Genomic DNA, 24,330 nt, shown 5'->3' with positions numbered 1-24,330 from the left:
AGTATGATAGTTGAATAGTGGGAGTTTAAAATTGAAAATAGAAGAATTAGTGAAAGTAATACAAGAAAGCAGAGAGTTATTTGGAGAAAATGAGTTAGCATATCTTTCATTAACTAGCAAGAATGAATCAGTAATAAGGGATAGAATAGCATACAAGTTACACTTAGAGTTAAAGAATTCAATTGTTGCGAGGGAACACAGCATAAAAGCCATAAATTCTAGAATTGATTTAGCAGTATTAGAAAATAATGATATAAAGGATATAATTTGAAATTAGGTTAATGAATAAAGGGAGTTGAGAAGGAGAGGGTTGATAATACTGTCATTTAAGTAAGCCTTTATAGATAGAACTTTAGTGATAAATTATATGTGGAATTGGTATATAAATAATATTAGTAATTTAATGTTAAAAGTGTTAATTTATGAAATTATCATTTTTATATCTATAATATAATTGAATCTTTATGTTATTATGTATTTATAAAATAAATTCATTTTGATATATATTATATAAAATGGAGGAAAATATAAATGAAAATTAATATATTAATTGTTGAAGATGAAAAAGAAATAAGGGAAGGCGTAAGTGAATATCTATCAGAAGTTGGATATAACGTTATAAGTGCAGAAGATGGAATGCAAGCAATAGAATTATTTAAGAATAGTAAAATTGATTTAGTAATTTTAGATATAATGCTTCCCAAAGCTAACGGATTTGTTGTTTTAAATAAAATTAGACAAGAAAGCAATGTTCCAGTAATTATGTTAACAGCAATGAGTGATGATTATACCCAAATTATGAGTTTTGATGAAAAGGCAGACGATTATATTACAAAGCCATTTTCAATAATAGTTTTACATAAAAGAATAGAAGCACTTCTTAGAAGAGGAGTAAAAGTTAGCGAAAATAAAAAGTGGTTCTATGGAGACATAGAAATTGATTTTGAAGGATACTCAGCAAGAAAGAATGGCGAAAATATAGATTTAAAACCTAAGGAAATAAAATTAATAGAGTTATTATTAAAGTATGAGGGAAAGGTTTTAACAAGAGCACAAATCTTAGATAATTTATGGAATATTGAAGAATCACCAAATGATAGGGTTATTGATGTATATATTAAAAATATAAGAAAAAAGTTGTTATTAGATTGTATAGTAACAGTTAAGGGAATTGGATATAAATTTGAGGAGCAATGATGAATAAGTTAAAGTTATTTTCAAAAACATATATATTTACCATGGGGATAATAAGTTTAATAATTTTAATTTCAAATGTTTTAATTTATTTAGCATTACCCAAGGTATATGTGAATAATAAACAAAAGGAAGCTGATAAAATTATTGAAGCTTTAATTGAACAAGTAAGTAAATCTGATAATGAGGAATCATTTAAGATAGCAAAGAATTTTGCTGAAAAATATAATATTCAAGTTTTACTTACTATAGGAGATGAAAAAAGGGTATTTCAAGGTTTGCACAAAGTAGATATATATGTTAATGAAGAGGAAATTACAGAAAACTCTTTAATAATTCCTAATTTAATTGGTGAAAATATTATAGAAAATTTTAATGATGAAAATAGAGAAGTTATAGGTGATGATGGATTCGGTCAATATATTAATATAAATAATTTATCAATAATAAAAAGTAGGGACTTTAAAAAAAGTAATGATGTAAATGGAAGTGCTAAAATAGTAATGGATTTAGAATCATTTACAGAAACAAGAGATGTTATATTAAAAATACTTCCATATTCTATTTTTATAAGTTTGCTTATAGCACTTATTGCATCATATATATATGCAAGAAAAATTACAACTCCAATAAAAGAAATTTGTGATGTTACAAAAAAAATGGAGAATTTAAATAAAGAAGCCTTTTGTAAGGTAGAAACTGAAGATGAAATAGGAATATTAGCAGCTAATGTAAATAGTTTATATGAAAATTTATTAAATACAATTGTATCATTGGAAGAGGAAATAAAAAATGTAAGTGAATCTGAAAAAATAAAGGTGGATTTTTTAAGAAGCGCATCACATGAACTTAAGACACCACTAATGAGTATGAATATAATGATTGAAAATATGTTATATGATATAGGAAAATATAAAAATCATTATATATATTTAGAAAAATGTAAGGATATAGTTAGTGAATTAAGTAAAATGGTTCAGGAAATTTTAGATACTTCAAAACTTAATATAATAAATAATAAAAATGAAAGTGTATTAGATTTAGGTAGTTTAGTTCAAAAGAACATAGAACCATATAAATTAATAGCTAAGTCAAAGAAAATTAATATTAAAATGAATTTAAAAGAGTCTTTTAATATTAAAGTAGATGAAAAATTATTTACTAAAGCAATTTCTAATATTATTTCTAATGCAGTAAATTATACTGATGAGGGAAAGGAAATAAGAATATATATAAAAGATAAAAAACTTATTATAGAAAATGATTGTAAGCCAATTTCAGAAGAACATTTAGAACATATTTTTGAGGCATTTTATAGAGTTGATTTTGATAGAAATAAGAGTAGTGGGGGAAATGGGTTAGGATTATACATAGTTCAACAAATTTTAAAAATGTATAATTTAGATTATTCTTTTAAATCAATATTAACTGGAATGAGTTTTGAAGTTGATTTTAATTAAATATTTGAAATTTGTTCATGTTTAATAAAAAATAAAATAGTTGAAAAATAACGGGTATTAGATTAATAATATCCTTATTTTTTTATAAAAAATAATTTAATTAATACGATTCTTAATGAATTTTATAAATTTAATTTTTTAATTTCATAAATATTTCATATTAGGTTGATAGAATGTACTCAAGTTAATAAACAAGGAGGACATAAATATGAATGTATTTAAGAGATCAATATTATATATAACAAGAAAAAAAATAAAAAGTATTATTATGTTATTTATATTATTTGGAATATCAACGGCAGTTTTAAGTGGAATTTCAATTAAAAAGGCAGCAAATATAGCAAGACAAGATTCAAATAAGGATATGGCAAATACTTTTGAATTACAAGCTAATTTTACGGGTAATTTTGAAGGAACAATTCCAGAAAATTTAATTGATAAGGTTTCAAAGGTAGAAGGTGTTAAGAATTATGATGCAGCAATTCAAGGAGCTGGTTTAGATTTAGAAAATGTAAATTATATAAAACCAGAAAAAAATGCAGTTCAATATAATGATGATTATAAATATGAAAAACTTTTTTCTGTAGAAGCACATAAGAGCTCTGAGTATGATACTAAGTTTATAAGTAAATCATTAAAGCTTGTTGATGGTAGACATATTGTGCCTACTGATAAAGGTAAGGTATTAATTCATAAGGCTTTAGCAGAAGCAAATAATTTAAAAGTTGGAGATACTATAAAGGCTAAAAAGAGTGCTGGTGATTTTAATGCATCAACTTTATCTAAAAATGATTATGACCTTGAAATTGTAGGTATTTTTGAAAGTGAAAATACTGAAAGAGTTGGTCACAAATTAGAAATGCCAGAAAATCTTTTAATAACTGATGTAGATACTGTTAAAACTTTATATGGATATTCAGATGGAAATGTAAAATATACAAATGCTACTTTCAATACAGATACTGATGTAGATAAAGTAACATCAAAATTTAAAGATATTCCTGCTGATTGGAATAAGTATACAATAGTAAAAAGTGAAGATACATTTTTAGCTTTATCTAAGTCTTTTGATTCTTTAGATAAGATTATAAATATGGTTTTAATTGGAGCAATAATAGCTGGAATAATAATACTTTCATTAGTGTTAGCATTTTGGATTCAAGGAAGAGTTCATGAAACCGGTATATTACTTTCAATAGGAGTTTCAAAGTTTAATATTATTTCTCAATATATAATTGAATTATTACTTATAAGTATATTAGCTTTTGGAGGATCATATTTCTCAAGCAAGGTAATTTCACAAAATATAGGAAATACAATAGTTGCACAAGCAAGTAAGCAAGCGGTTCAAGACGTTCAAAGTGGATTTGGAGGATTTTCATTAGGAAATGATGTTAATAGTTCTTTAGCAACTCGTACAGTAGATGAAATAGATGTAAAAGTAGATGTTGAAGAATTAATTTATGTATATGTTATAGGAACAGTTATTATCATACTTTCAGTAATGGCATCATCAGTATCAATAATTAGATTAAAACCAAAAGAAATATTATCTAAAATGAGCTAGGAGGAAAATAAATGTCAATTTTAGCATTAAATAAAGTTAATTATTCATATAAAAATGGAAAAAAAGTTTTAAATGATATAAGCATGGAATTTGAAAAAGGAAAATTTTATGCTATTTTAGGGGTTTCTGGTTCAGGAAAAACAACATTATTATCATTACTGGCTGGATTAGATGAACCTAGAAATGGTGAAATATTATATAATAATCAAAATATAAAAGTAAAAGGGTATGAGAATCATAGAAAAAGCAATATTTCATTAATTTTTCAAAATTATAATTTAATTGATTATATGACACCTTTAGAAAATTTAAAGATAGTTAATCCTAAGGCAGATAAGAAAATTTTAAACGATTTAGGATTAACTGATGATGAAGTTAATAGAAACGTATTACAATTATCAGGGGGGCAGCAACAGCGTGTTGCCATTGCAAGAACACTTGTTACAGATTCACCAGTAATATTAGCAGATGAGCCAACAGGAAATTTAGATAGTGATACAGCTGATGAAATTATAGAAATATTAAAAGTAAGTGCACATAAACATGAAAAATGCGTAATAGTGGTTACTCATAGTAAGGAATTAGCTAAAAAAGCGGATGTTGTACTTGTGTTAAAAAATAAAAAACTAATACAGATTAATTAATAAAAATTAATAAGATTTTATAAGAGGTGGCTTAAGTATGGAAGTAAAACATTTTAAAGATATAAATTTAATAAGTAAAGTATTATATGTTATTTCAATAATTATATTAGTATATACATTATTAACTATATATAATTCACATGTATATATATCATCACTTGTAGCATCAAATAGGATTGTGGTAAGTGAAAGTATATTAATGGTAATAACATATTACATTAATTCATCATTACCATATGCATTTTATTCAATAGCAACATTTTCTATGGGATATATTATCAGTGGATTAAATGTTAAAAAGGAAGTAAAAAAAGATATAAAAAGTGATTTAGAAGACTTTGATAAATTAAATAAAGATTTAGAAGACTTTGATAAATTAAATAAAGATGATAATGAATTAGAAGAATTAATAGAATATTTAAAAGATTAACTAGCTGTTAAGGATTAATTTAGAAAACTTTTGATATTCACTTGAGAAAGTTATTATGATGTTAGGGGAATGGGGTAAGATGGTAAAGGATAACAAGCAATTGGATATAAAGTAAGTTTTGAGAAGGAGTATCAGTTAAGGATGCTCCTTCTTCTTTTAGGTTAAGAAATTTTGGAGCAACTATGTTGAATTTGAACATTACTATATAGAATAATATGGGGATGTAGCTCGTAATTAAATTATAATTTTAAAAGTATATTAGAAAAGGAGAAAAGTAATGAGCAAGTTTACAACCTCACTTAACACCGATACGGAGAACCGTATCGCAAGCAAGTGATACGGTTCATTATTATATAGCATTTATCTCTTCATTTATTTGTTCATTGATACTTGAAATTGGTGGGAAAATTTTAGATGCATTAAGATTATACATAGGAACAGGTCATGTATCTGGTCTTGTTGAAGCAGATGAAACATTCTTTAGGTTATCATATAAAGGAAATCATAGTAAGAGTAAGGGGTTTACTATGCCTCAAAAACCTTATTTAAGAGGTCCAAAAAGTAAAAAATCTGAAAATGAAGAACCTAAACCAAGAGGGATATCAAGAAATCAAGTTGCTGTAATGTGTGCAATAGATAGAACTGGGAATATAATTTCAGAATTGATATGTAATGGGAGAATGAAATATAAAGATGTAGAAAGATTGTTTAAAGGGAGAATAGAGGAAAACTCAACATTGTGTATAGACTCACACAAGAGTTATATCCGTTTAGATAATAATTTTGATGTGGATATACAGAAAATAGAGACAGGAAAGTTTAAAAAAGGTATTTATCATATTCAACATATAAACTCATACCATAGCAGACTTAAAAAGTGGATGGATAACTTTAATGGTGTTGCAACGAAATATTTGGCTAATTATATGTATTGGTTTAAGTGGATTGAGTTATTTAAAACAGATAAAGATGCTAAGAAATATAAAAGATTGTTTATACAGTCTCATGCATCTTATTCAAATACACGAATAAAGGATTTTAAAAACAGAAAACCATTGTATATATAGGTTTTATTTGTTGTATTATTCGTGATTGTTATATAATACAAAATAATAAATATTAAGAGGGAGAATTATATTGAAAAATCTAAATAATAAATTAGTTCAAAGAATAATAATAAGTTTACAAATACTTTATATTCTATTATATTTTGCAACAAGTAGTATAAATAATATTTATTTTACGTTTTGGCTAAGTGCAATAATAAGTATATTAAGTTTAATTTTAAGTATGATGAATATTATAAATAAAGGGAATTTTAAACTATTATTTATTCTAATAAGTATTACTCAAATTCTATTTACTGTGTTTATCTACTTACTTCCAGAGGCAGGTATTCCTGCTCCAATTAAATTATTCTAATTGTAGTAAATTTTAATATATTACGCATAAAAAGTATTATTAAAGAGGGGGATTATTAGCCCTCTTTAATAATACCTGATTTTTCAACATTATCTTTAAACATAGCGTAAAAATTATATATAATATAGATAGATTCAATTAAGATAAAGGAGTATTTATATGTGTTCAAATTTTCAAGGTTTAAATATAATAGATTTAATAAGTGAAAAACATGCAAAACTTAGAAAAATGGTAATAGAGGCTTGGGTTGAAAGTGGTGAAGAAAGGGTTAGTGATACAGAATCATATATGCTTGCTCTAATAGAAAAGAATGAATTGACAGTGGCGCAGATTGGAAGGATAATAGGAATATCACGCCAAGGAGCTCATAAATGTGCAAAAGGATTAATTGAAAGAGGATATATTATTATAGAGAATCAAAATGTAAACTCTAGAGATAAGATACTTTTTTTAACTGAAAAAGGATTAAGATTTTGTAGAGAAACATTAATTTTAAAAGAAAAATTTGAAATTGATATTATAAATGCTATAGGTGAGGATAAATTTCAAATATTAAAACAATGTTTAAGTGAAAATTGGTTTCAAAAATAAGTATTGTGAAAAATTAACTTTAATATGAAATTGTTAAGTATATATTTTAGAATACATAAAAAGATAATGTTTAATAACAAATTTTAGACGTTAAATTAAAACATATAATCATTATATATTTTATCCTGATAAAATTTTATACAAAGAAGAGGTTTAACGTTGAATATAATAAAATATCTAGAGGATAAAAATTAATAGGAGTAAACCATGAAAAATATTATCAAAAAAATAATATGCAGTTTATGCTTAGGAATGATAATGACCGGATGTTCAGGTGTAACTGACTATAGAATTATTTTAAATAATGATTACTATATTGCAAAAACTTCTGCAAATAATGCAAAAATATTTAAAATAGAAGATAAAGATATTACAGGAAGAGCTCCATCAATACCTGTATATAATAAAGAAAATGATGAAGAATATGAAAAAGAATCTGTAATTAAAGTAGGACAGGATAGTACATATATAATAGCTCAAAAAAATATGGACAGATATTATATATTAGATACAAAAGAAGAAAGTGTACTTGAATTTAAATCAGAGTATGAATTTAACCTAAAGAAAAAAGAACTCGGAATTTCAGAGGATGTTTCGTTAGAAAGTTTAGGTAAATACAAAAAAGAATAGATTTAGGATAGCTATATTGATAAATATTTGTAATCCTAATATGAGGTAAATAAACTTTAGAGATAATATATAATTTTGTAAGGGGGAAATAAAGTTGAAAATATTAAAAAATAAATTGGTTTTAGGGTTGGCTTCAATAATAGTTTTGATTTTAACTATATTTAGTTACTCTAAAATAAGAGAATATAATATTTTAAAAGATGTTTTTGTATTTAAAAATGAAAATGTGGTTTCAATTTGGATAGTAAAAAAGGGTGAAGACATTCACGATTACAATTATAAAATGGAAAGTAATGGTATTGATTTTTTAAGTGATATACTTACAAATTCAAAATTAAAAAAATCCACTATAAATGATTCTCCATCTAATACTTTAGGAAGTTTGACTATTTTACTTGATGGAAATACAAGAGAAGTAGATGGTGGTACATCATTTGAATTTGAAAGAGGCATAACTTTAACTCCTATAGATAAAGATAGTGTATATGTTTTTTTAGAGATAAATAAACTTAGAAATGATAATAGTTTTAATACAGATGGGGTTATGCAAAAATCTTATATTATAGATTCTGAAAAATTAGTAGAATTTATAAATGAAAATACTTAATGAAATTAAATTGCAAATTCAATTCGCAATTGTTATATAATACGAAGTAAATATACTTTTATAACAAATATTATTAAAGGAGTGGTTTTATGATTATAAGAGATGCAGTATATGATGATATAGATAATATAGCGAAATTATATATTTCAAATTGGAAGGAAACTTATAAAGGATTACTATCTGAAGATTATTTAAATAGTTTAACTAAAGAGTATGCAGTAGAAAAGTGGAGTAAATATTTAAAAAATGAAAATCATATTTTTGTTGCGTATGAAGAAAATGAATTTTTAGGTTTTGTAGCATCTAAAAAAGATGATGAGGAAGAAAATTATTGGTATTTAGATTCTTTACATATAACAAAAAATTCAAGAGGAAAAGGAATAGGAACGAAATTAATTTATAGAGTAGGGCAGTATGCTTTAAAACATGGATATGAATGCATGAGTATTTGTATTGTTAAAGGAAATGATAATGCTAAAAGGATATATGAAAAACTTGGTGCAGTTCATTATAAATATTTTATTGATGATTTTGGAGGAGTAAAATCAAATTCAGAAAAACTTATATGGAAAAACTTAAGTATTTTTGCTTAATGATAATATTTTTTCTAATCAAAATTATTAGTTAATATACAATTTTAATATATTATGAACTATTATTTTTTAATATAAAAAGGCTAGAAATCAATACATTGTAACGTTTCTAGCCTTTTTAACTAATATTTATAACGAAATTATCTAACAAAGCCTATTAATATAAACTATAATCAGCAAAATTTGACATAACTTTAAATTCTAAATCTATGCTATAAGTATTAAATGCTACAGAGCTAAATATCAATGCTAAAATTAAAAATATATTAAAAAATACCGAATCTGCCTTTTTATTTTTATTTTTATCTTTAAAATTAAATTGACTAAAAGCTAATACAAACATAAATAATAGTGCATCCTTAGAATAATCTTCTAAAACATCTATAACTGACAATAATTCAATATCTTTTATATATCTATTAAAATATTTCGTATTTTCTTCATTTTCTGTAGCCACCATAGAAAATCCATTTCCACTAAAATCTACAATCCTTTTATTTTCTTTATCATAAGTTAACTCATATTTATATTTTGGTGAATTTATGTGATTATCTTCAAATTCTATCTTATTAAAATAATTGTATGTAAAGCCTATAAATACAATTAGTATCACACCTGTCAAAGCTTTATTGTTAAGTAAATTTTTCTTTTTTTCTATTTCAACACCATTTATAGATTTTATGTATTTTCTTTGAAGTTTTTCATTATATATTAATATAATTTGTCCAAGTAAAACAAGCTCTACTCCATTAAACCCACCCATCTTGGTAACTAGTATTAATATAATCTTTATTATTATATAAATATCTAAAAACTTAATTATTTTATTTAAGCTTTCAATGTACTTTTCTTTATTTATAAATTCTATATTTTCCGTATATTTATTAACATCTACATATTTATGTATAAAATATAATACCCCTAACATAATTACTGAATCTATGGCTTTATCTATAAAAAGGTTTAATATTGTTCCTATTATAAATCCCCATATTAATATTTTTTTATCCTGTTTATCTAATTTCACTTATATTCCTCCCACAAATTACATTTATTTAGATGATATTAAAACTATCGTTATCTCTAAGAATATAACAATTATGAATTTTTTATCATTAGTTAATGAGGCTTATATTATTAGAATAAATTTATAGAACGTTTAGAATTGATAATAATAAACTGTATAACAAGTAACGAAGCGTGTTTTTGTAAGAAAAATTATAAATAGACTATACTAATTTTGATATGAGACCTTTATTGTAGACCGTTAAAATAATAAAACTTTTGTCATAAAGGGCTCATATCATCTTAGGAGATATAATATTTTAATATTAAAGGATATCATATAAGGTATATTTATAAAATTCAGTTATAAATGAACTTAAAGCATCATTTATAATTGGTTTTAATTTACAAGAATCATTAAGATTGCAAGTGTTATTATCAGTAGAAAAACATTCTACAATATTTAAATTATCTTCTGTTATTTCAAGAAGTTTACCTAAGTTTATATTTTTTGAATCCATTCCTAGCTTTATACCACCATTTCTTCCTTTAGAAGATGAAATATATCCATTTTTAGCTAATTTATAAATTATTTTTTTTATATGATGAGTAGATAAATTAAGTGTATTTGATAATTCATCTACTGTAAAAAGTTTATTTGGGTTATTGCCTAGATAAATTAATATTCTAAAACTATAATCAGTAAATTTAGATAAATACATAAAATTCTCCTTAATATAATTTGATTATTATATATTATTATAAATTATATTAGCTTGAATACAATATTAACTATAATTAAAAAATTATATGTTATACAAAACTAAAAAGGGTATATAGAATACATATTTAAAAAATAGGAGAGTTTTATGAATAGAATTAAAAAAATAATATTTGTTATTGTAGGAGTTATATCTCTTTTATTAGGGATAATCGGGACAGTACTTCCTATATTACCTACAGTACCATTTTTACTTTTAACATCATATTGTTTTGCTAGAGGGTCAAATAAATTTGAAGCTTGGTTTAAATCTAGCAAAATATACAAAAAGTACTTAGAAAATTTTATACTTAATAAGTCTATGACCTTAAAACAAAAGATATATATATCAACTTTTGCGGATATAATGATTGCATTTCCATTGGTAATTTTAAATAACTTATATATAAAGTTATTTTTAATAATAGTTATTATATTTAAATATTATTACTTTATATTTAAAATTAAAACTATAAAGATATGATTTAAATTGAATTGAGAATAAAGAATATATTATCTTTAAAAAAATGTTTATATAAAAAACAATTGGGTAAATTATTTAATAAATAAAAAGTGCATATAAAATACACATTAAAAAGGAGTGAGTAAGTATGTTAAGTCAAAAAACAATAGAAATAGTAAAAAGTACAGTACCAGTATTAAAGGAGCATGGATTAGAAATAACAAAAACTTTCTACAAAACAATGTTTACGAATAATCCAGAAGTAAAAGAAATGTTTAATATGGATAAACAAGAATCTGGAGAACAACCAAAGGCACTAGCAATGACAATACTAGCAGCAGCTCAAAATATAGATAATTTAGAGGTATTATTACCAGCAGTAAAGAAAATAGGAAACATTCATGTTAATTCAAATGTAAAACCAGAGCATTATCCAATAGTAGGTAAGAATTTATTATTAGCAATAAAAGAAGTTTTAGGGGATGCAGCAACAGAAGATGTTTTAAATGCATGGGCAGAAGCTTATGAAGTTATAGCTAAAGTATTTATAGATGTAGAAAAAGATATGTATATAGATCAAGTATGTAGAGATAATCAAATACATCAAAAAATGTAATTTATTAAAAGGTCATTAAAGTATTGATATATTAGGAGACTAAAATATATATTATAACTATGAGAAAGCTAGATGAGGTAAAATGATATGCTTCCTTCATGATGACAGCTTTATTATTTTAACTGGCCACCATAAAGGTAGCATATCACTACCAAATGCCTAGCTACTTTTATTTTAAATTTATAACATAATTATCAAACATAGCCTAAAATTATATAGAATTAAAAAGTGAATAATTATTTATATAAATTTCTTCAAGTTCTTTTTTCTTATCATTACTTAAATTATTAAATTTAAGCATAACAAGGTGAGTAGAAATTCCTAATTCAGAAGCTAGTTGTTCAAAACTCAAATCAATATATTTTTCAAAAATATCATCATCTAATAAATACTCAGAAGCGAAAGTATCGGCTTCTAGTTCAAGATGTTTAACCCAAACAGGATCTATTTCATGTATCTTAAAAGTATTAATATTAGGATGAACATAAACATGTCCAAGTTCATGAGTTAATACTTCTATCAATTCATTTTCACAAAGATTAGGGTTAAGAAGTACAGCTCTTAATTTAGTAGTTTTAATATTACACCCTTTAGTTTCATTTATATATGGATAATTATCATCTAAATAACCAATTACAAAATTTAAATCCCTAAAAATTTCAATAATACTTTTACCTTCATGGCTTAATTTAACTAATCTAACTTTTTCCTTTATAAGCTCTATATTCAAATATATCTCCCCTTTTAAATGATAATAAAATTCGCTTTGCTAATATCGCTAACGAACTTTTCCGTTGCTCAAATGTAAGTAAATTTATTTTCGCTTTATATCGCTAATGGCTAAAGATATACCAGCTTTTATAGAGTGAAGTATTCCATCGATAGCTTCATCAGATGCAGGTTGACCACAAAATGTTATAGAATCACTATTTTTTAAACGAGATTCTAAATCTTTAAGTGCTAAAAGGATATCGTCCTCGTCTTTTTTATTTACATCATAAGAATCATAATTTTTTTCATCAGTAAGACCAACTAAATAATCAGTACTTACCTCTAGGGCATCTGCAAGTCTTGCAAGTACAGCAGACTTTGGCTCTCTTATTCCGTTTTCGTATCTAGATAAATTAGCTTCTGTTAAATTAGCTTTTTTAGCTAGTTCTTTTTGATTTAATCCTAATTCTTTTCTAGCTTTAGTTATTCGTTCTGCTATAATTCCCACTAAGAATCACTCCTTTAACAAATTTTTCTAATTAGATAATATCATTTTAAAATAAAAATGACAATAAAAAAGTATTTATGGTAATAAAATAAGTAAAAAATGACAAAGTTATAATGAAAATGATAATTTTGATAATAAAAATGACAAAAAACTATTGACCTTAACAATTTTTGGATATATTATAAAATTATCACAAAGGAAAGAAAAATAGAATTTTATAAAACAAAATATAGAAAGGGGAGAATAAAAATGGGACCTAGAATACTTAAATCAAAGAGAGTATTATTTGATTTAACACAAGAAGAAATAGCAAAAGAACTTGGAATTACCATAAAAAGTTATAATGCAAAAGAAAATGGTAAAAGGGAATTTACATTAGATGAAGCTAAGAAAATAAGTAGTTTACTTAAGCTTAATTTAAACGAAGTAAATGATATATTTTTTAATTCAGCTATAAGTAGATAGAAAAAATTTTAAATTAAAACTTTCCAATTTGATAATTTTTTTTAAGGGGATAATAGAATGGATAATTTAAAAGTATTTGAAAATGATGAATTTGGACAATTAAGTGTAATTGTAAAAAATAACAAAGAATATATAGAAGCAATAGAAGTTGCTACTATACTTGGATACTCAAATCCTAGAGATGCAATATCTAGACATTGTAATGAAGAGGGGGTCGTGTTTTCCGACGTAAGGGTAGTAACAGGAATTAAAAAAGATAATAGTAAAGCTTTTAAAGTAGTTACTAAAAAATTTATAGATGAAGGAAATTTATACAGGCTTATTATAAAATCAAAACTACCTAGTGCTAGAAGATTTGAAAAGTGGGTTATGGATGAAGTACTTCCGAGTATAAGAAAACATGGAGCTTATATGAGTGAAGAGGTTATAAATAAAACTTTAGATGATCCAGATTTTATAATAGAAATGGCTACTAAATTAAAATATGAAAGAGAGCAAAGAAGATTACTTGAGGAAAAAGCTAAACATCTTGAAGCTACTATAACAATAGATAAGCCATACACAAACTTTGGAAAAAGTATTGCAACTTCATCTGATGCAATAACTATAGGGCAATTTGCAAAGGTTTTAAACAATAATAATATAAATATTGGTAGAAACAGATTATTTACTATATTAAGGGATAATGGATACCTTATAAAAGTTGGTAAGGATAAAAATATGCCCAAACAAATCTACGTTAAGCAGGGTCTTTTTAAGGTTGCTGAAAGTATAGTAAAAACTGTTAAAGGTGAATTACTTACAGCTACGACACTTATAACAGGAAAAGGTCAGATGTACTTTTTAGAGCTATTTAGTAATTTAACCGAAAATAAAACTTATATTTCATAAGAGTTATTATTTCTAAAAGAGCTTATGATTTAGAGAGTAACTTATATTTAGTGTAAGAAAGTAAAATGATAGTAAAAGTTTTGTAGATTAAGAAATTTTAGAAATATTAAGCGTAAAAAAGTTTTAGTAATACTAAAAACAGATCAGAAAATTAATACTAAAATTAGTAAATTTTAAATTATAGATTTGGGGGCTATAAATGAGAAAATATTTAGATGCAAATATAATAGCAAACACTAAAGATATGCCAAAGGATGAATGGTTAAAGAAAAGAAAATGTGGAATAGGTGGAAGTGATGCTTCGAGTATACTTGGGTTTAATCCATATAAAAGCTCAATGGCAGTTTATTTAGATAAGATAGATGATGAGATTCGCTTCGCTCATGTCGCCAACGGCTCAAAAGGCGAGCCCGTTGCTCAAAATTGCTACGCTAATCTCTTAGGCGACTCAAAAGGAAAGACCGTTGCTCAAAATATCAATGCTAATAAGGAGAGTGGCTCAAAAGAAAAGGTTGATGTTCAAAATTGCCATATTCAAAGCGAAGAAGCTCAAGAAGATGAAATTCGCTACGCTCACGTCTTAGGCGGTTTAAAAGACAAGCCAGTTGCTCAAGATAGTGATGCTCATAGGGACAGTGGTTTGAAAGACAAGCCTGTTGATCAAAATAGTGATGATAAATTTGATAAGGACTTAAAAGAAGATTATTTTATTCAAGATGATAAAAATAGCTATAAAATGGAGCTTAGTAATAAGTTAAAAAGTTTTGTAGCAAATGAGTTCACACTAAAGACTGGCAAGAAGGTTAGGAATATAAATGGAATTTTAAGAAATGATAAATATCCATTTGCAATAGCAAATATTGATAGAGCAGTTGTTGGAGAAAAAGCATTTTTAGAATGTAAGGTTACCAATAGCTTTAATAAAAAAGAATGGATAAAAACTATACCAATTCACTATAAAATACAAATGAATCACTACATGGCAGTTACTGGAGCTAGTCATTGTTATGTTGCTGTACTTATAGGAAATGAAGAGTTAGTAATTCATAAGTTAGAAAGAGATGAAGATTATATAGAAGAAATCATGAAATTAGAAGAAATGTTTTGGAACAATTGTATATTAGGAAATGAACTACCAATACCTGATGGAAGTAGTGATTATTCTAAAACTTTAGATATATTATATAAAGATAGTAAGTGTGAAGAATTAATATTATTTGAAGCTGAAAAAATACTTGAAAGATATGATGAAGTTGTAAAAATATATAAAGATTTTGAAAAAGAGAAAAAGGCAATAGAGCAATATTTAAAACTTCAAATGAAAAATTATGAAATTGCTTATGTTGGAGATAGAAAAATTACTTGGAAAAAACAAGAGAGAAATACTATAGATACAACTAGATTAAAAAAAGAACACCCTGAAATTGTAGCTGGGTATATGAAAACTACAACTTCTAGAGTGTTAAAAATTATATAAATTATGTGAAATTAAATTAATTATAAACAAATATAGAAAATATGTAAATATAAATAGATAAATAATACAAAAAATTAGACTAAGGGGGAGTTTAATATGGCAGTTTATAGGCATATACACATAGACTATTGGCAAGATGGATTTGTACTTGATTTAACACCTGAGGAAAAATATTTTTATATATATTTAATGACAAATAGTAAGACAAGTCAATGTGGAATATATGAATTACCTAAAAGAATAATAGAAACTGAAACAGGATATAACAGAGAAACTGTAGACAAGCTTTTAGATAGATTTGTAGAGTATAAAAAGATTGTGTATTGTGAAGAAACTAGAGAAGTATTTTTAATGAATTGGATAAAGCACAATAAAATAGTAAGTCCAAAAGTTAAAAAGTGTGTTTATGAAGAATTAAAAAAAATAAAGAGTATGGATATGGTAAATTTATTTTTTAAGCAATGTGAAGGGTATGGATACACATTAGATAAAAATGAATTAAAAATAAATATGGGTATGGATAGGGTATCGATACCCATACCAGAAGTAGAAAACAACTTTGAGTATGGGTATGGGGAAAAAGAAAAACAAAAAGAAAAACAAAAAGAAAAACAAAAAGAAAAACAAAAAGAAAAACAAAAAGAAGAAGAACCTACGTATAGTGTAGGTAGGTTTAAAAAATTGTATGAACAAAATATTGGTCTTATAAATGGGATAGTTGCAGAGTGGTTATTTGAAATATCGGAACTTATAGATTATGAGTTATTTAAAAGAGCTATAGAGATAGCGACAAACAAAGGAAAGTGCAATAAAGGATATGTAGCAGGAATTATAAAGCAGTGGTTAGATAATAACATTAGAAGTTATGAAGATTTAAAAGCTTATGAAATAGGGGTTAAGAACAGGAGAGATGAAAGTGGAGAGTATAGCCAATATAAATATGCCAATGCAAATGAAAGAGAGAATGAAGAGTATACTAGAAAGCCAACAGCAGAAGAAGTTGAAGAAATTAGAAGATCCATTGATGAAATGCGAAGAAACAGAGGACAACTATAGATGTAAAAAGTGTAGGGATATGACTTTTATAATAGATGATGGTATAGCTACTCCATGTGAATGTAGAGCATTAAGAGAAGCTGAAGATATTCTTAAAAAGAGCGGTATAGGTAAAGAGTTTAGGAATAAGAGGTTTGATAATTTTGATTTTTCTAGAAGTATGGCTACTATGGAAGGTTATAAAAAAGCTATGGATTATGAAAATGAGTTTTTAGATATTGAAAATAATAGGTGTAATTCTGTTATGTTTTTGGGACAAGTTGGGTCTGGAAAGACCCATCTTAGTATGGCTATTTGTAATGAGCTTATGGATAGGGGTATTAGTGTTGTTTATATGGGTTATCGTGATGCTATTACTGGTATTAAGCAGAATATGATGGATAGTGTGTATTACAATAAGATGATGAATAGGTATAAAAGTGCTAGGGTGCTTTTTATTGATGATTTGTTTAAGGGCAAGATTACTGATAGTGATGTAAATATTATGTTTGAGCTTATAAATCACAGGTATTTTAATAATTTGCCAGTTATTATTAGTAGCGAGCTTAGTGTGAGTAGGTTGATTGATGTTGATGAGGCTTTGGGTAGTAGGTTGGTTGAGATGACTAAGGGTAGAGTGGTTGAGTTAAGGGGGAGAGAGCTTAATTATAGGATATATGGATGATATAAAAGGCTATGTGACTATTTATTTTCTATGATGTAGTTGAAAATGATACTATATAATAAATATAAGAGTTTATAATTGCTATAAATTATGATTATATATGTTAAATATATAAGTTGTAATATAGTAGTATAATGGAATATGTAAAATATAAGGAAATGAAAAAACTGAGTTCTACACATATATATATTATCAATATCCTTTCAAGTATCGGGTGGATTAATTTTATTACTATGGAGTTTAGGAAGTATTAAAGAAAAAGTAATTCAATCATATTTTCTAGGAAGTAATATAGCAGAAAGAAGTAAAGATAACAAGGTATGTTTAGATAAAAAGAAATTACGAAAAAAGTTGAAGTTATTTATATAAATAGGTTTGCCTTTATATGTTTAATTGTAGGTTATGGATTATCTTTATTTGGAGATATATCAAATTATAATAGATGGAATGTTTTATTTATTATAATAATTGAATCTATCGCTATGATAGTTATAGCTATAATAATAATAAGTAGATTATGGTTATTGATTTGCTAATGGAAAGATTTTATATATGTTTTCAATTGCAATGCTGTCAATATTATATTGTTTTGTATGTTTTTTATATTGACAATCTATCAAATAAAAAAGACTAGAATAATAAAACTCTAGTCTTTTTGTTTTAATTGAGCAATATCTAGTTATTTTTATATTCTTATAGAATAAATCTCCTATAAGAGTTCACAGTACAGCTAAATTGCCTCTGTTATATAAAAATAATCTACTTATTGCAAAATCGTACCAATAGCAATTATTACCTTAAACCCTTGAGTATCTAAGCTTAGCAAATTAACAGTTTAATTGAAGTATTTATGCAAAATATAACTCCAATCAATTTGTTTATACATTTTAAGACTCTATATTCTTACCTTATTTTAGTATGATCTTAGACTATTTTAATATTTTTAATCTATTCAAATATTAATTTCAGGTATGAATAGAGATACCATTACATTATTTCTCAGCATATTTTTTATTTAGCCTTAATATTATACTTCTGATATATATCATCCTTTCAATTACTATAATTTAATGTTTTAAATCTCAGCTTTCTACAATTATATTTTTTATAAATATGGTACAGGTAAATTCCCTCCATATAATAAAAGTATATGATTTAAAATAAAATATTGTTCACTTAAAAGGATTTATTTTTATATATTTTTTTCTCTATTGATTTATGTGGATAGATATCTTTTTTACCTATATAGATTTTTATATTTTTATCAACATACTCTTTAGCTTCTGCCTCACCTACTCCTTTAAACTTGATATAGTCATCTATCATCATATCTTTAGAAAAATATTTAGCTGCATATAAAGCTATAAAATCTAAAAGTTCATTACCTGCATGACTTTCTCCACTTGCTAAACCTACTTCATCTTTACCTACAAATTCAAGATTATCAAAGCATGACATACAGTATTTTGCATTAAATCTTTTAGTCCCATTACATATAATATCTGAAAAAGCATATATAATATGTTTTTTAGGCTTAAAACTTTGATCTCCATCAAATATCAATTGAGTTGCATAAAGTTTTCTTTTTTTATTATCGTTACGCTATGTTTAAGAATAATGTTGAAAAAGTAGTATACTAACAAAAACAAAGAGGACTAATTTAAGCCCTCTTTTCTATCCGATATAATTTATATGTAAATGTAATTAATTTTTGCTATTTTTATTCTTGTTTAATAAGAAGAAAGTTACAATTAAAAGGATATTTATAACCAATACTATTATACTACCTTCAATTTTGTAAATTCCACCTGATAAAAGTATGTTTCCCTTAAATATACTATTAAGTAAATTAGGATAATCACTAGCCAAAGAAACTCCCCCAAGTATAATGCAACCTATTGTATTCCACACAAAGTGAACAATTATAGGTGCTAACAATGTGCCTGTATACTCTAACAAAAGAATTACAAATATACTCATTGTTATAATGTTAAGAACAGGAATAATCCCTGCTTCAAAAGCCCCTCCATGCATAGCCGTAAATAATATAGTAGTTAAAAATCCTGAAATAATTGCATTGTAGTTCTTCTTGAACAACTGATATAAATAACCTCTTATTAATAATTCTTGCATTACTACATTTAGTAGTGAAGACAGCATCCAGATAAGAATGTATTCTACTTTATTTTCACCTTGTATTACCATGATTCCAGTAAGCATCAATATGACAACAACACTACCTAACCATAAAAATCCTGTTACAATTCCTATAAAAAAATTCTTGTAAAAATCATTGAATATTGGGACTTTTATATTTCTCTTTTCTAATACAAATACGAAAACTAAAGTAAATACTATTATAGTTAACAAAGGAGTGAATTCCCACCCTAATCTTAGAATTGCTGGATTATCTGTTGGAATATCGGGCGTAAAACCTACTAACACTGCCCACCCAACAAAGAATAAAATAGTTTTTGAAATTGTTATAAATAACTTCCTCATTAAATATCCCCCTGTATATATAACATTTTTTATAAACTCTACAATTGATAATATAACAAATATAATTTATATATACAATGGCTTTCTATTTTTAAAATCTTCGATTTTAGTATTTGAATAAGATGTATGAGATTGAACAAATAATCTCTTACACTTCATAGAATCTTTGTCTGTTTTAAATAATTCAATCCATTTAAACCAGTACATATAGTTGTTCAAATATTTGGTTGCAACCCCATTAAATCTATCCATCCATTTTTTTAATCTACTATGATAAGAATTTATATGTTGAATATGATAGATACCTTTTTTAAACTTTCCAGTTTCTATTTTTTGTATATCTACGTCAAAGTTACTATCTAAACGAATATAACTTTTATGAGAATCTATACACAATGTTGATTTTTCTTCTATTCTATCTTTAAATAATCGCTCTACATCTTTATATTTCATTCTTCCATTGCAAATCAACTCTGAAATTATATTTCCGTTTCTATCTAAAGCACACATTACTGCAACTTGATTTTTTGATATACCTCTCTTTTTGGGTTCTTCATCAATAGATTTTTTACTGTTAGGACCTCTTTTATTAGATTTTCTAGGCATAGTAAATAGTGCATTCTTACTATGATTACCTTTATACGATAATCTAAAAAATGTTTCATCTGCTTCAACAAGACCTGATACATGACCTGTTCCTATATATAATCTTAATGCATCTAAAATTTTATGTCTCCAAGAAAATGAAGTTGGTACAGTTATTTCAACTATTTCAGCACATTTTCGAATAGAATACCCAGCGACCATACATTTGATATATTCTAACCACTTTGAGAAATCTTTTTTGGAGTGATAGCAAGGAGAGAACGTAAAGTCAGTAAATGTTTTATTACATGATTTACACATATATCTTTGCTTACCTTTATATTTTCCATTTCTTGAGACTTCATTGCTTTTACAATGAGGACATACTTTGCCTGATGCAAACCTATTCTCTTTAATATCCTCTTTAATTTGAGTTGTTAAAGAACCTATAATTAACTTTTCTTCTAAAAAATTAAATACTTTTTGTTGTTCATTTTTATCTAAAGTCAATAAATACTTTATTATAGAATTTGCATTCATCCAATTAAATCCTCCGAAATTTTAATATATCTATATTATACCCTACATATCATAATACTATATCAAAAATCAACAACTTTCTTAAACATAGCGTATCGTTATTATCTGACTTAAAGGTCATATACTCGGCTAAATTATCCAAATGTTCTCTTAATAAAATATAATATATATTTTGCAATTGCTTTTTACATTGATTAAATTTACTATTTTTATCTTGTCTAATTCCAGTTACTAAAACATCAATTTCACATTCATCTATAATATCTATAATATCTATATAAAAATTATATAACTTACTTTTATCCAAAATATTTCCATTACAAAATGCTTTTTCTAAATCTAAATTACGTTCTTTTTCTGGTCTATCAAAATACTTTTTATTTAATAATGCTTTTATATCTGTAAAATGTAAGCAAGCACCATCTGGTATACAATATTTTTCTCGAAGCTTCTTCCACTTAGGCTCAATCACATTTTTATAATAATTTTTCCTCATAGATATACTTACAATAGACATAAAAGAATAATCACCCAGATTATAACTCTCAACTTCATCTAAGTATGTTATGAATAAATTTTTTTCAAAGTCTGAATTACTCATATTTGTTGCCCCCATATTTATGTTAGATTTATTGAAGATACTATATTTTATAGCTTAGTTCTTCATACTAAAAAATATGTACATTTTGCTTAATATGTGTATATATTAATATGTTATTTAATTATATTAAAAACCTATAAATCTTTTTATAAAATTATGTTAAACTATTTTGTTGCTAAATAAGAAATGACTAGACTATAATCAAACCAGAATTACCAAAGACAAAATACCTCTATTTTGTCCAGATATAACTAGAACTACTATTAAAAATAGATTTTTGAATTAGCTTAAAAAGTCAATTCTGCTTTAACTTATAAGGTTATTTATAATTAGAGTATAATGGAATATTATGTATAATATAATTAATGTTCGTAATTGTTATAAATTACGAACTAAAAATGGGATAGCTCAAAATAGAGTTATCCCATTTTTAGTATTAACATACTATACATATGTAATATGTTAAATTTAGGTTTTTTAATATTTTTTTAAATTTATTCTTGATAATATTATTGACCTTCTTTTTTAATTACAGGAATATTATCAAGAATTAAAAATAAAAAAATTAATTTATTGAATAGGTTACTTATCATTTAGAACGAATTAATATATAGATGTCAATTTTAAGAAAATTTATGAAGGGGAAAATTGGATGAAAGTAAATGAAAATAACTTTATAGACCAACTAAAACTAAAAAATGAAAAGGCTTTAGTTTATGTAATAGATAACTATGGATGGATTATAAATTCATCTATAAAGAAATATCTCTATAACTTAAAAGAATATCAAGAAGAATGCTTTGATGATATTCTTTTAGGTATATGGAACAATATTAATAGTTATGACGAAACAAAAAATTCCTTTAAAAATTGGGTAGCAGCAATATCAAAGTACAAAACTATAGATTATAAAAGAAAGTATCACAAATATATGCAAGAAGAAAATATATATGAATTAAATATACCTTCAAAGGAAGATACCTTTGAAATAGTAACAAAAAATGAATTAGATAAAGAAGTAGAACAAATATTAGATTGTTTAAGTAGCGAAGATAAAAAAATATTTATAAAACTTTTTGTGGAAGGGAAAGAAGTCGAAAATGTAAGTAAAGAAATGAACATACATAAAAATAATATCTACAACAGAGTAAGTAAAGGAAAAGTTAAAGTAAGAAGAATGCTAAGAAAATAGGAGAAGGTAAATATGAGTAAAAATATATATGAACTATTGAACGATGTTGATATAGATTTAGAAGAATTAGATAATGCAAAATTTAGTGATATTGATAAAACTATAGTTAAAAAAAGAATAATAAAAAAACTAAGTAAAAATAATAATTATAAAAAATATAGTCTAATAGCATCTATTTTAATAATTAGTATTTGTCTTATAAATAAAGACTTTGTATCTTATGCTAAGGAAATAATAGAGGATGTAGGGTACAAATTATCAAAAGCACTATATCTACCATATGATTTAGATGATTACACAGATGTCATAAATCAAAGCATAACAAAAAATGGAATAGAATTAACTCTAAATGATGTTGTATTAAACAATGATGAAATTAATTTTACTTACACAACAAAAAGTCATAAAAAATTAGATGAAATAGGATATGATGACCTTTTAGTAACAGAAATTTCTATTAATGATAAAGATATAAGTGTACTTGGAGGAAGTGGAATTGATTATATTGATGATTATACTGCAAAAACTATTATGACTGGAACATTATTTGGTATAGATAAAAATGAATTAAAAGGGAATGTAGATATAAAAATAAAGTTTGAATTATGGAATGAAGGTAAGGTAAAAGGTAGACCATGGGTGTTTGAATTTAAAGCAAATGGAAAACAATTAGCACTAGATACAGAAGAAGTAAATATTAATAAAACTATAGAACTAGAAAGTGGAGCAAAGATTAAACTTGAAAAGTTTACAAAAAATAAAATTGGAGAAAAATTTTATTTAAGTATAGAAAACTATAATTATGAAAAGTACTATGATATTAAAATAAAAGGTGTAGATAAAAAAGGATTAGAAGTAGTATTCAATATGACAAATTGTATTAGCGAAGAACCTATACTAGAAAGACATTATACAGGAATAGATTTAGACTTAGAAAATATGAAATTTACAGTATATGTAGCAGAAGTACAAAGTGGATATATGACTTTTGATAGTGATTTTAAAAAAGTAAGTGATGAGTTTACAATAGGAAAGTAAGGCTATAATAAATATCAATAATAATTAACTTCTGTACGAACATAATTACAATTTAAATTTTAATTAAAGGATTTCATAGACAATATTAATATATTGCGAACTAATATCTTATTTAACA

Annotated in this window: 29 protein-coding genes; 21 read left to right on the top strand and 8 right to left on the bottom strand. The window is 24.9% G+C overall.

The window, feature by feature from the left end; translation table 11 throughout:
- The first annotated feature begins 31 nt into the window (after window positions 1-31).
- From BN7997_RS12780 to BN7997_RS12725, 12 genes are all read left to right on the top strand, one after another.
- Window positions 32-271: a hypothetical protein gene (locus BN7997_RS12780; protein WP_071121134.1), complete on the top strand. Its 240-nt coding sequence runs from the start codon at window positions 32-34 to the stop codon at window positions 269-271.
- Between the two features lie 266 nt (window positions 272-537).
- The gene (locus BN7997_RS12775) at window positions 538-1,197 is read left to right on the top strand and encodes a response regulator transcription factor (RefSeq protein ID WP_207645597.1); all 660 of its coding nucleotides are present in this window, start codon (window positions 538-540) and stop codon (window positions 1,195-1,197) included.
- Window positions 1,197-2,654: a sensor histidine kinase gene (locus BN7997_RS12770; RefSeq protein WP_071121132.1), complete on the top strand. Its 1,458-nt coding sequence runs from the start codon at window positions 1,197-1,199 to the stop codon at window positions 2,652-2,654. The genes BN7997_RS12775 and BN7997_RS12770 overlap by 1 nt, the downstream gene beginning before the upstream one ends.
- A gap of 208 nt (window positions 2,655-2,862) precedes the next feature.
- On the top strand, window positions 2,863-4,221 hold the full coding sequence (locus BN7997_RS12765) for an ABC transporter permease family protein (protein ID WP_071121131.1): 1,359 nt from the start codon (window positions 2,863-2,865) through the stop codon (window positions 4,219-4,221).
- Window positions 4,222-4,232: 11 nt separating this feature from the next.
- A complete protein-coding gene (locus BN7997_RS12760) occupies window positions 4,233-4,865 on the top strand; it encodes an ABC transporter ATP-binding protein (protein WP_071121130.1) in 633 nt (210 codons plus the stop codon).
- A gap of 37 nt (window positions 4,866-4,902) precedes the next feature.
- A complete protein-coding gene (locus BN7997_RS12755; RefSeq protein ID WP_071121129.1) occupies window positions 4,903-5,295 on the top strand; it encodes a hypothetical protein in 393 nt (130 codons plus the stop codon).
- A gap of 383 nt (window positions 5,296-5,678) precedes the next feature.
- On the top strand, window positions 5,679-6,362 hold the full coding sequence (locus tag BN7997_RS12750) for an IS1595 family transposase (RefSeq protein WP_083335120.1): 684 nt from the start codon (window positions 5,679-5,681) through the stop codon (window positions 6,360-6,362).
- 70 nt (window positions 6,363-6,432) lie between these two features.
- Window positions 6,433-6,717, top strand: coding sequence for a hypothetical protein (locus BN7997_RS12745; protein WP_071121128.1), 285 nt, complete (start codon window positions 6,433-6,435; stop codon window positions 6,715-6,717).
- Window positions 6,718-6,876: 159 nt separating this feature from the next.
- A complete protein-coding gene (locus BN7997_RS12740) occupies window positions 6,877-7,308 on the top strand; it encodes a MarR family winged helix-turn-helix transcriptional regulator (RefSeq protein WP_071121127.1) in 432 nt (143 codons plus the stop codon).
- Window positions 7,309-7,515: 207 nt separating this feature from the next.
- Window positions 7,516-7,938, top strand: a complete 423-nt coding sequence (locus BN7997_RS12735; protein ID WP_071121126.1) for a DUF3997 domain-containing protein — start codon at window positions 7,516-7,518, stop codon at window positions 7,936-7,938.
- A gap of 94 nt (window positions 7,939-8,032) precedes the next feature.
- A complete protein-coding gene (locus BN7997_RS12730) occupies window positions 8,033-8,545 on the top strand; it encodes a hypothetical protein (protein ID WP_071121125.1) in 513 nt (170 codons plus the stop codon).
- Between the two features lie 89 nt (window positions 8,546-8,634).
- Entirely contained in the window at window positions 8,635-9,138 is a 504-nt protein-coding gene (locus BN7997_RS12725; RefSeq protein ID WP_071121124.1) for a GNAT family N-acetyltransferase, read from the top strand.
- A gap of 157 nt (window positions 9,139-9,295) precedes the next feature.
- Here BN7997_RS12725 and BN7997_RS12720 read toward each other — a convergent pair whose 3' ends face one another.
- Both BN7997_RS12720 and BN7997_RS12715 read right to left on the bottom strand, forming a co-directional pair.
- The gene (locus BN7997_RS12720; protein ID WP_071121123.1) at window positions 9,296-10,165 is read right to left on the bottom strand and encodes a hypothetical protein; all 870 of its coding nucleotides are present in this window, start codon (window positions 10,163-10,165) and stop codon (window positions 9,296-9,298) included.
- Between the two features lie 304 nt (window positions 10,166-10,469).
- Window positions 10,470-10,865 carry an RrF2 family transcriptional regulator gene (locus tag BN7997_RS12715; RefSeq protein WP_071121122.1) on the bottom strand — a complete coding sequence of 132 codons (396 nt, stop codon included), beginning with the start codon at window positions 10,863-10,865 and terminating at the stop codon, window positions 10,470-10,472.
- A 147-nt stretch (window positions 10,866-11,012) separates the two neighbouring features.
- Between BN7997_RS12715 and BN7997_RS12710 the strand changes: the two genes are divergently transcribed.
- Together BN7997_RS12710 and BN7997_RS12705 are read left to right on the top strand one after the other, a co-directional pair.
- Window positions 11,013-11,387 (top strand): YbaN family protein, encoded by a 375-nt coding sequence (locus tag BN7997_RS12710; protein WP_071121121.1) that lies wholly within the window; start codon window positions 11,013-11,015, stop codon window positions 11,385-11,387.
- Window positions 11,388-11,514: 127 nt separating this feature from the next.
- Window positions 11,515-11,982 (top strand): globin domain-containing protein, encoded by a 468-nt coding sequence (locus BN7997_RS12705; protein WP_071121120.1) that lies wholly within the window; start codon window positions 11,515-11,517, stop codon window positions 11,980-11,982.
- Window positions 11,983-12,193: 211 nt separating this feature from the next.
- Here the strand turns inward: BN7997_RS12705 and BN7997_RS12700 are convergent, their stop codons facing one another.
- Together BN7997_RS12700 and BN7997_RS12695 are read right to left on the bottom strand one after the other, a co-directional pair.
- Window positions 12,194-12,712, bottom strand: coding sequence for an ImmA/IrrE family metallo-endopeptidase (locus tag BN7997_RS12700; protein WP_071121119.1), 519 nt, complete (start codon window positions 12,710-12,712; stop codon window positions 12,194-12,196).
- An 84-nt stretch (window positions 12,713-12,796) separates the two neighbouring features.
- A complete protein-coding gene (locus BN7997_RS12695) occupies window positions 12,797-13,201 on the bottom strand; it encodes a helix-turn-helix domain-containing protein (protein WP_083335118.1) in 405 nt (134 codons plus the stop codon).
- Between the two features lie 249 nt (window positions 13,202-13,450).
- Between BN7997_RS12695 and BN7997_RS12690 the strand changes: the two genes are divergently transcribed.
- The 5 genes from BN7997_RS12690 to BN7997_RS12670 all read left to right on the top strand — a co-directional run bounded on the left by BN7997_RS12690 (window position 13,451) and on the right by BN7997_RS12670 (window position 17,754).
- A complete protein-coding gene (locus BN7997_RS12690; RefSeq protein WP_071121118.1) occupies window positions 13,451-13,666 on the top strand; it encodes a helix-turn-helix transcriptional regulator in 216 nt (71 codons plus the stop codon).
- Between the two features lie 57 nt (window positions 13,667-13,723).
- Window positions 13,724-14,557: a phage antirepressor KilAC domain-containing protein gene (locus BN7997_RS12685; protein ID WP_071121117.1), complete on the top strand. Its 834-nt coding sequence runs from the start codon at window positions 13,724-13,726 to the stop codon at window positions 14,555-14,557.
- Window positions 14,558-14,756: 199 nt separating this feature from the next.
- Complete coding sequence (locus tag BN7997_RS12680; protein ID WP_083335117.1) at window positions 14,757-16,034, top strand: YqaJ viral recombinase family nuclease; 1,278 nt, start codon at window positions 14,757-14,759, stop codon at window positions 16,032-16,034.
- A 96-nt stretch (window positions 16,035-16,130) separates the two neighbouring features.
- Window positions 16,131-17,090: a DnaD domain protein gene (locus tag BN7997_RS12675; RefSeq protein ID WP_071121116.1), complete on the top strand. Its 960-nt coding sequence runs from the start codon at window positions 16,131-16,133 to the stop codon at window positions 17,088-17,090.
- A complete protein-coding gene (locus BN7997_RS12670; RefSeq protein ID WP_083335116.1) occupies window positions 17,059-17,754 on the top strand; it encodes an ATP-binding protein in 696 nt (231 codons plus the stop codon). Before BN7997_RS12675 ends, BN7997_RS12670 begins: the two co-directional genes overlap by 32 nt.
- Before the next feature lie 1,176 nt (window positions 17,755-18,930).
- Here the strand turns inward: BN7997_RS12670 and BN7997_RS12665 are convergent.
- From BN7997_RS12665 to BN7997_RS12650, 4 genes are all read right to left on the bottom strand, one after another.
- A complete protein-coding gene (locus BN7997_RS12665) occupies window positions 18,931-19,212 on the bottom strand; it encodes a hypothetical protein (protein WP_195906825.1) in 282 nt (93 codons plus the stop codon).
- 246 nt (window positions 19,213-19,458) lie between these two features.
- Window positions 19,459-20,256, bottom strand: coding sequence for a CPBP family intramembrane glutamic endopeptidase (locus BN7997_RS12660; RefSeq protein WP_071121114.1), 798 nt, complete (start codon window positions 20,254-20,256; stop codon window positions 19,459-19,461).
- 66 nt (window positions 20,257-20,322) lie between these two features.
- Window positions 20,323-21,381, bottom strand: a complete 1,059-nt coding sequence (locus BN7997_RS12655) for an IS1595 family transposase (protein ID WP_071121113.1) — start codon at window positions 21,379-21,381, stop codon at window positions 20,323-20,325.
- 49 nt (window positions 21,382-21,430) lie between these two features.
- A complete protein-coding gene (locus BN7997_RS12650) occupies window positions 21,431-21,982 on the bottom strand; it encodes a hypothetical protein (protein WP_071121112.1) in 552 nt (183 codons plus the stop codon).
- A 652-nt stretch (window positions 21,983-22,634) separates the two neighbouring features.
- On the opposite strand from BN7997_RS12650, the gene BN7997_RS12645 reads away from it, so the two are divergent.
- Complete coding sequence (locus BN7997_RS12645; protein WP_071121111.1) at window positions 22,635-23,174, top strand: sigma-70 family RNA polymerase sigma factor; 540 nt, start codon at window positions 22,635-22,637, stop codon at window positions 23,172-23,174.
- Window positions 23,175-23,186: 12 nt separating this feature from the next.
- The gene (locus tag BN7997_RS12640; protein ID WP_071121110.1) at window positions 23,187-24,212 is read left to right on the top strand and encodes a DUF4179 domain-containing protein; all 1,026 of its coding nucleotides are present in this window, start codon (window positions 23,187-23,189) and stop codon (window positions 24,210-24,212) included.
- The last annotated feature ends 118 nt before the right edge of the window (window positions 24,213-24,330 follow it).

The sequence above is a fragment of the Romboutsia timonensis genome (genome assembly GCF_900106845.1).
Lineage (GTDB): Bacteria > Bacillota > Clostridia > Peptostreptococcales > Peptostreptococcaceae > Romboutsia > Romboutsia timonensis.
The sequence above is the reverse complement of the archived record's forward strand: the minus strand, read 5'-3'. Positions and strand labels throughout refer to the sequence as shown.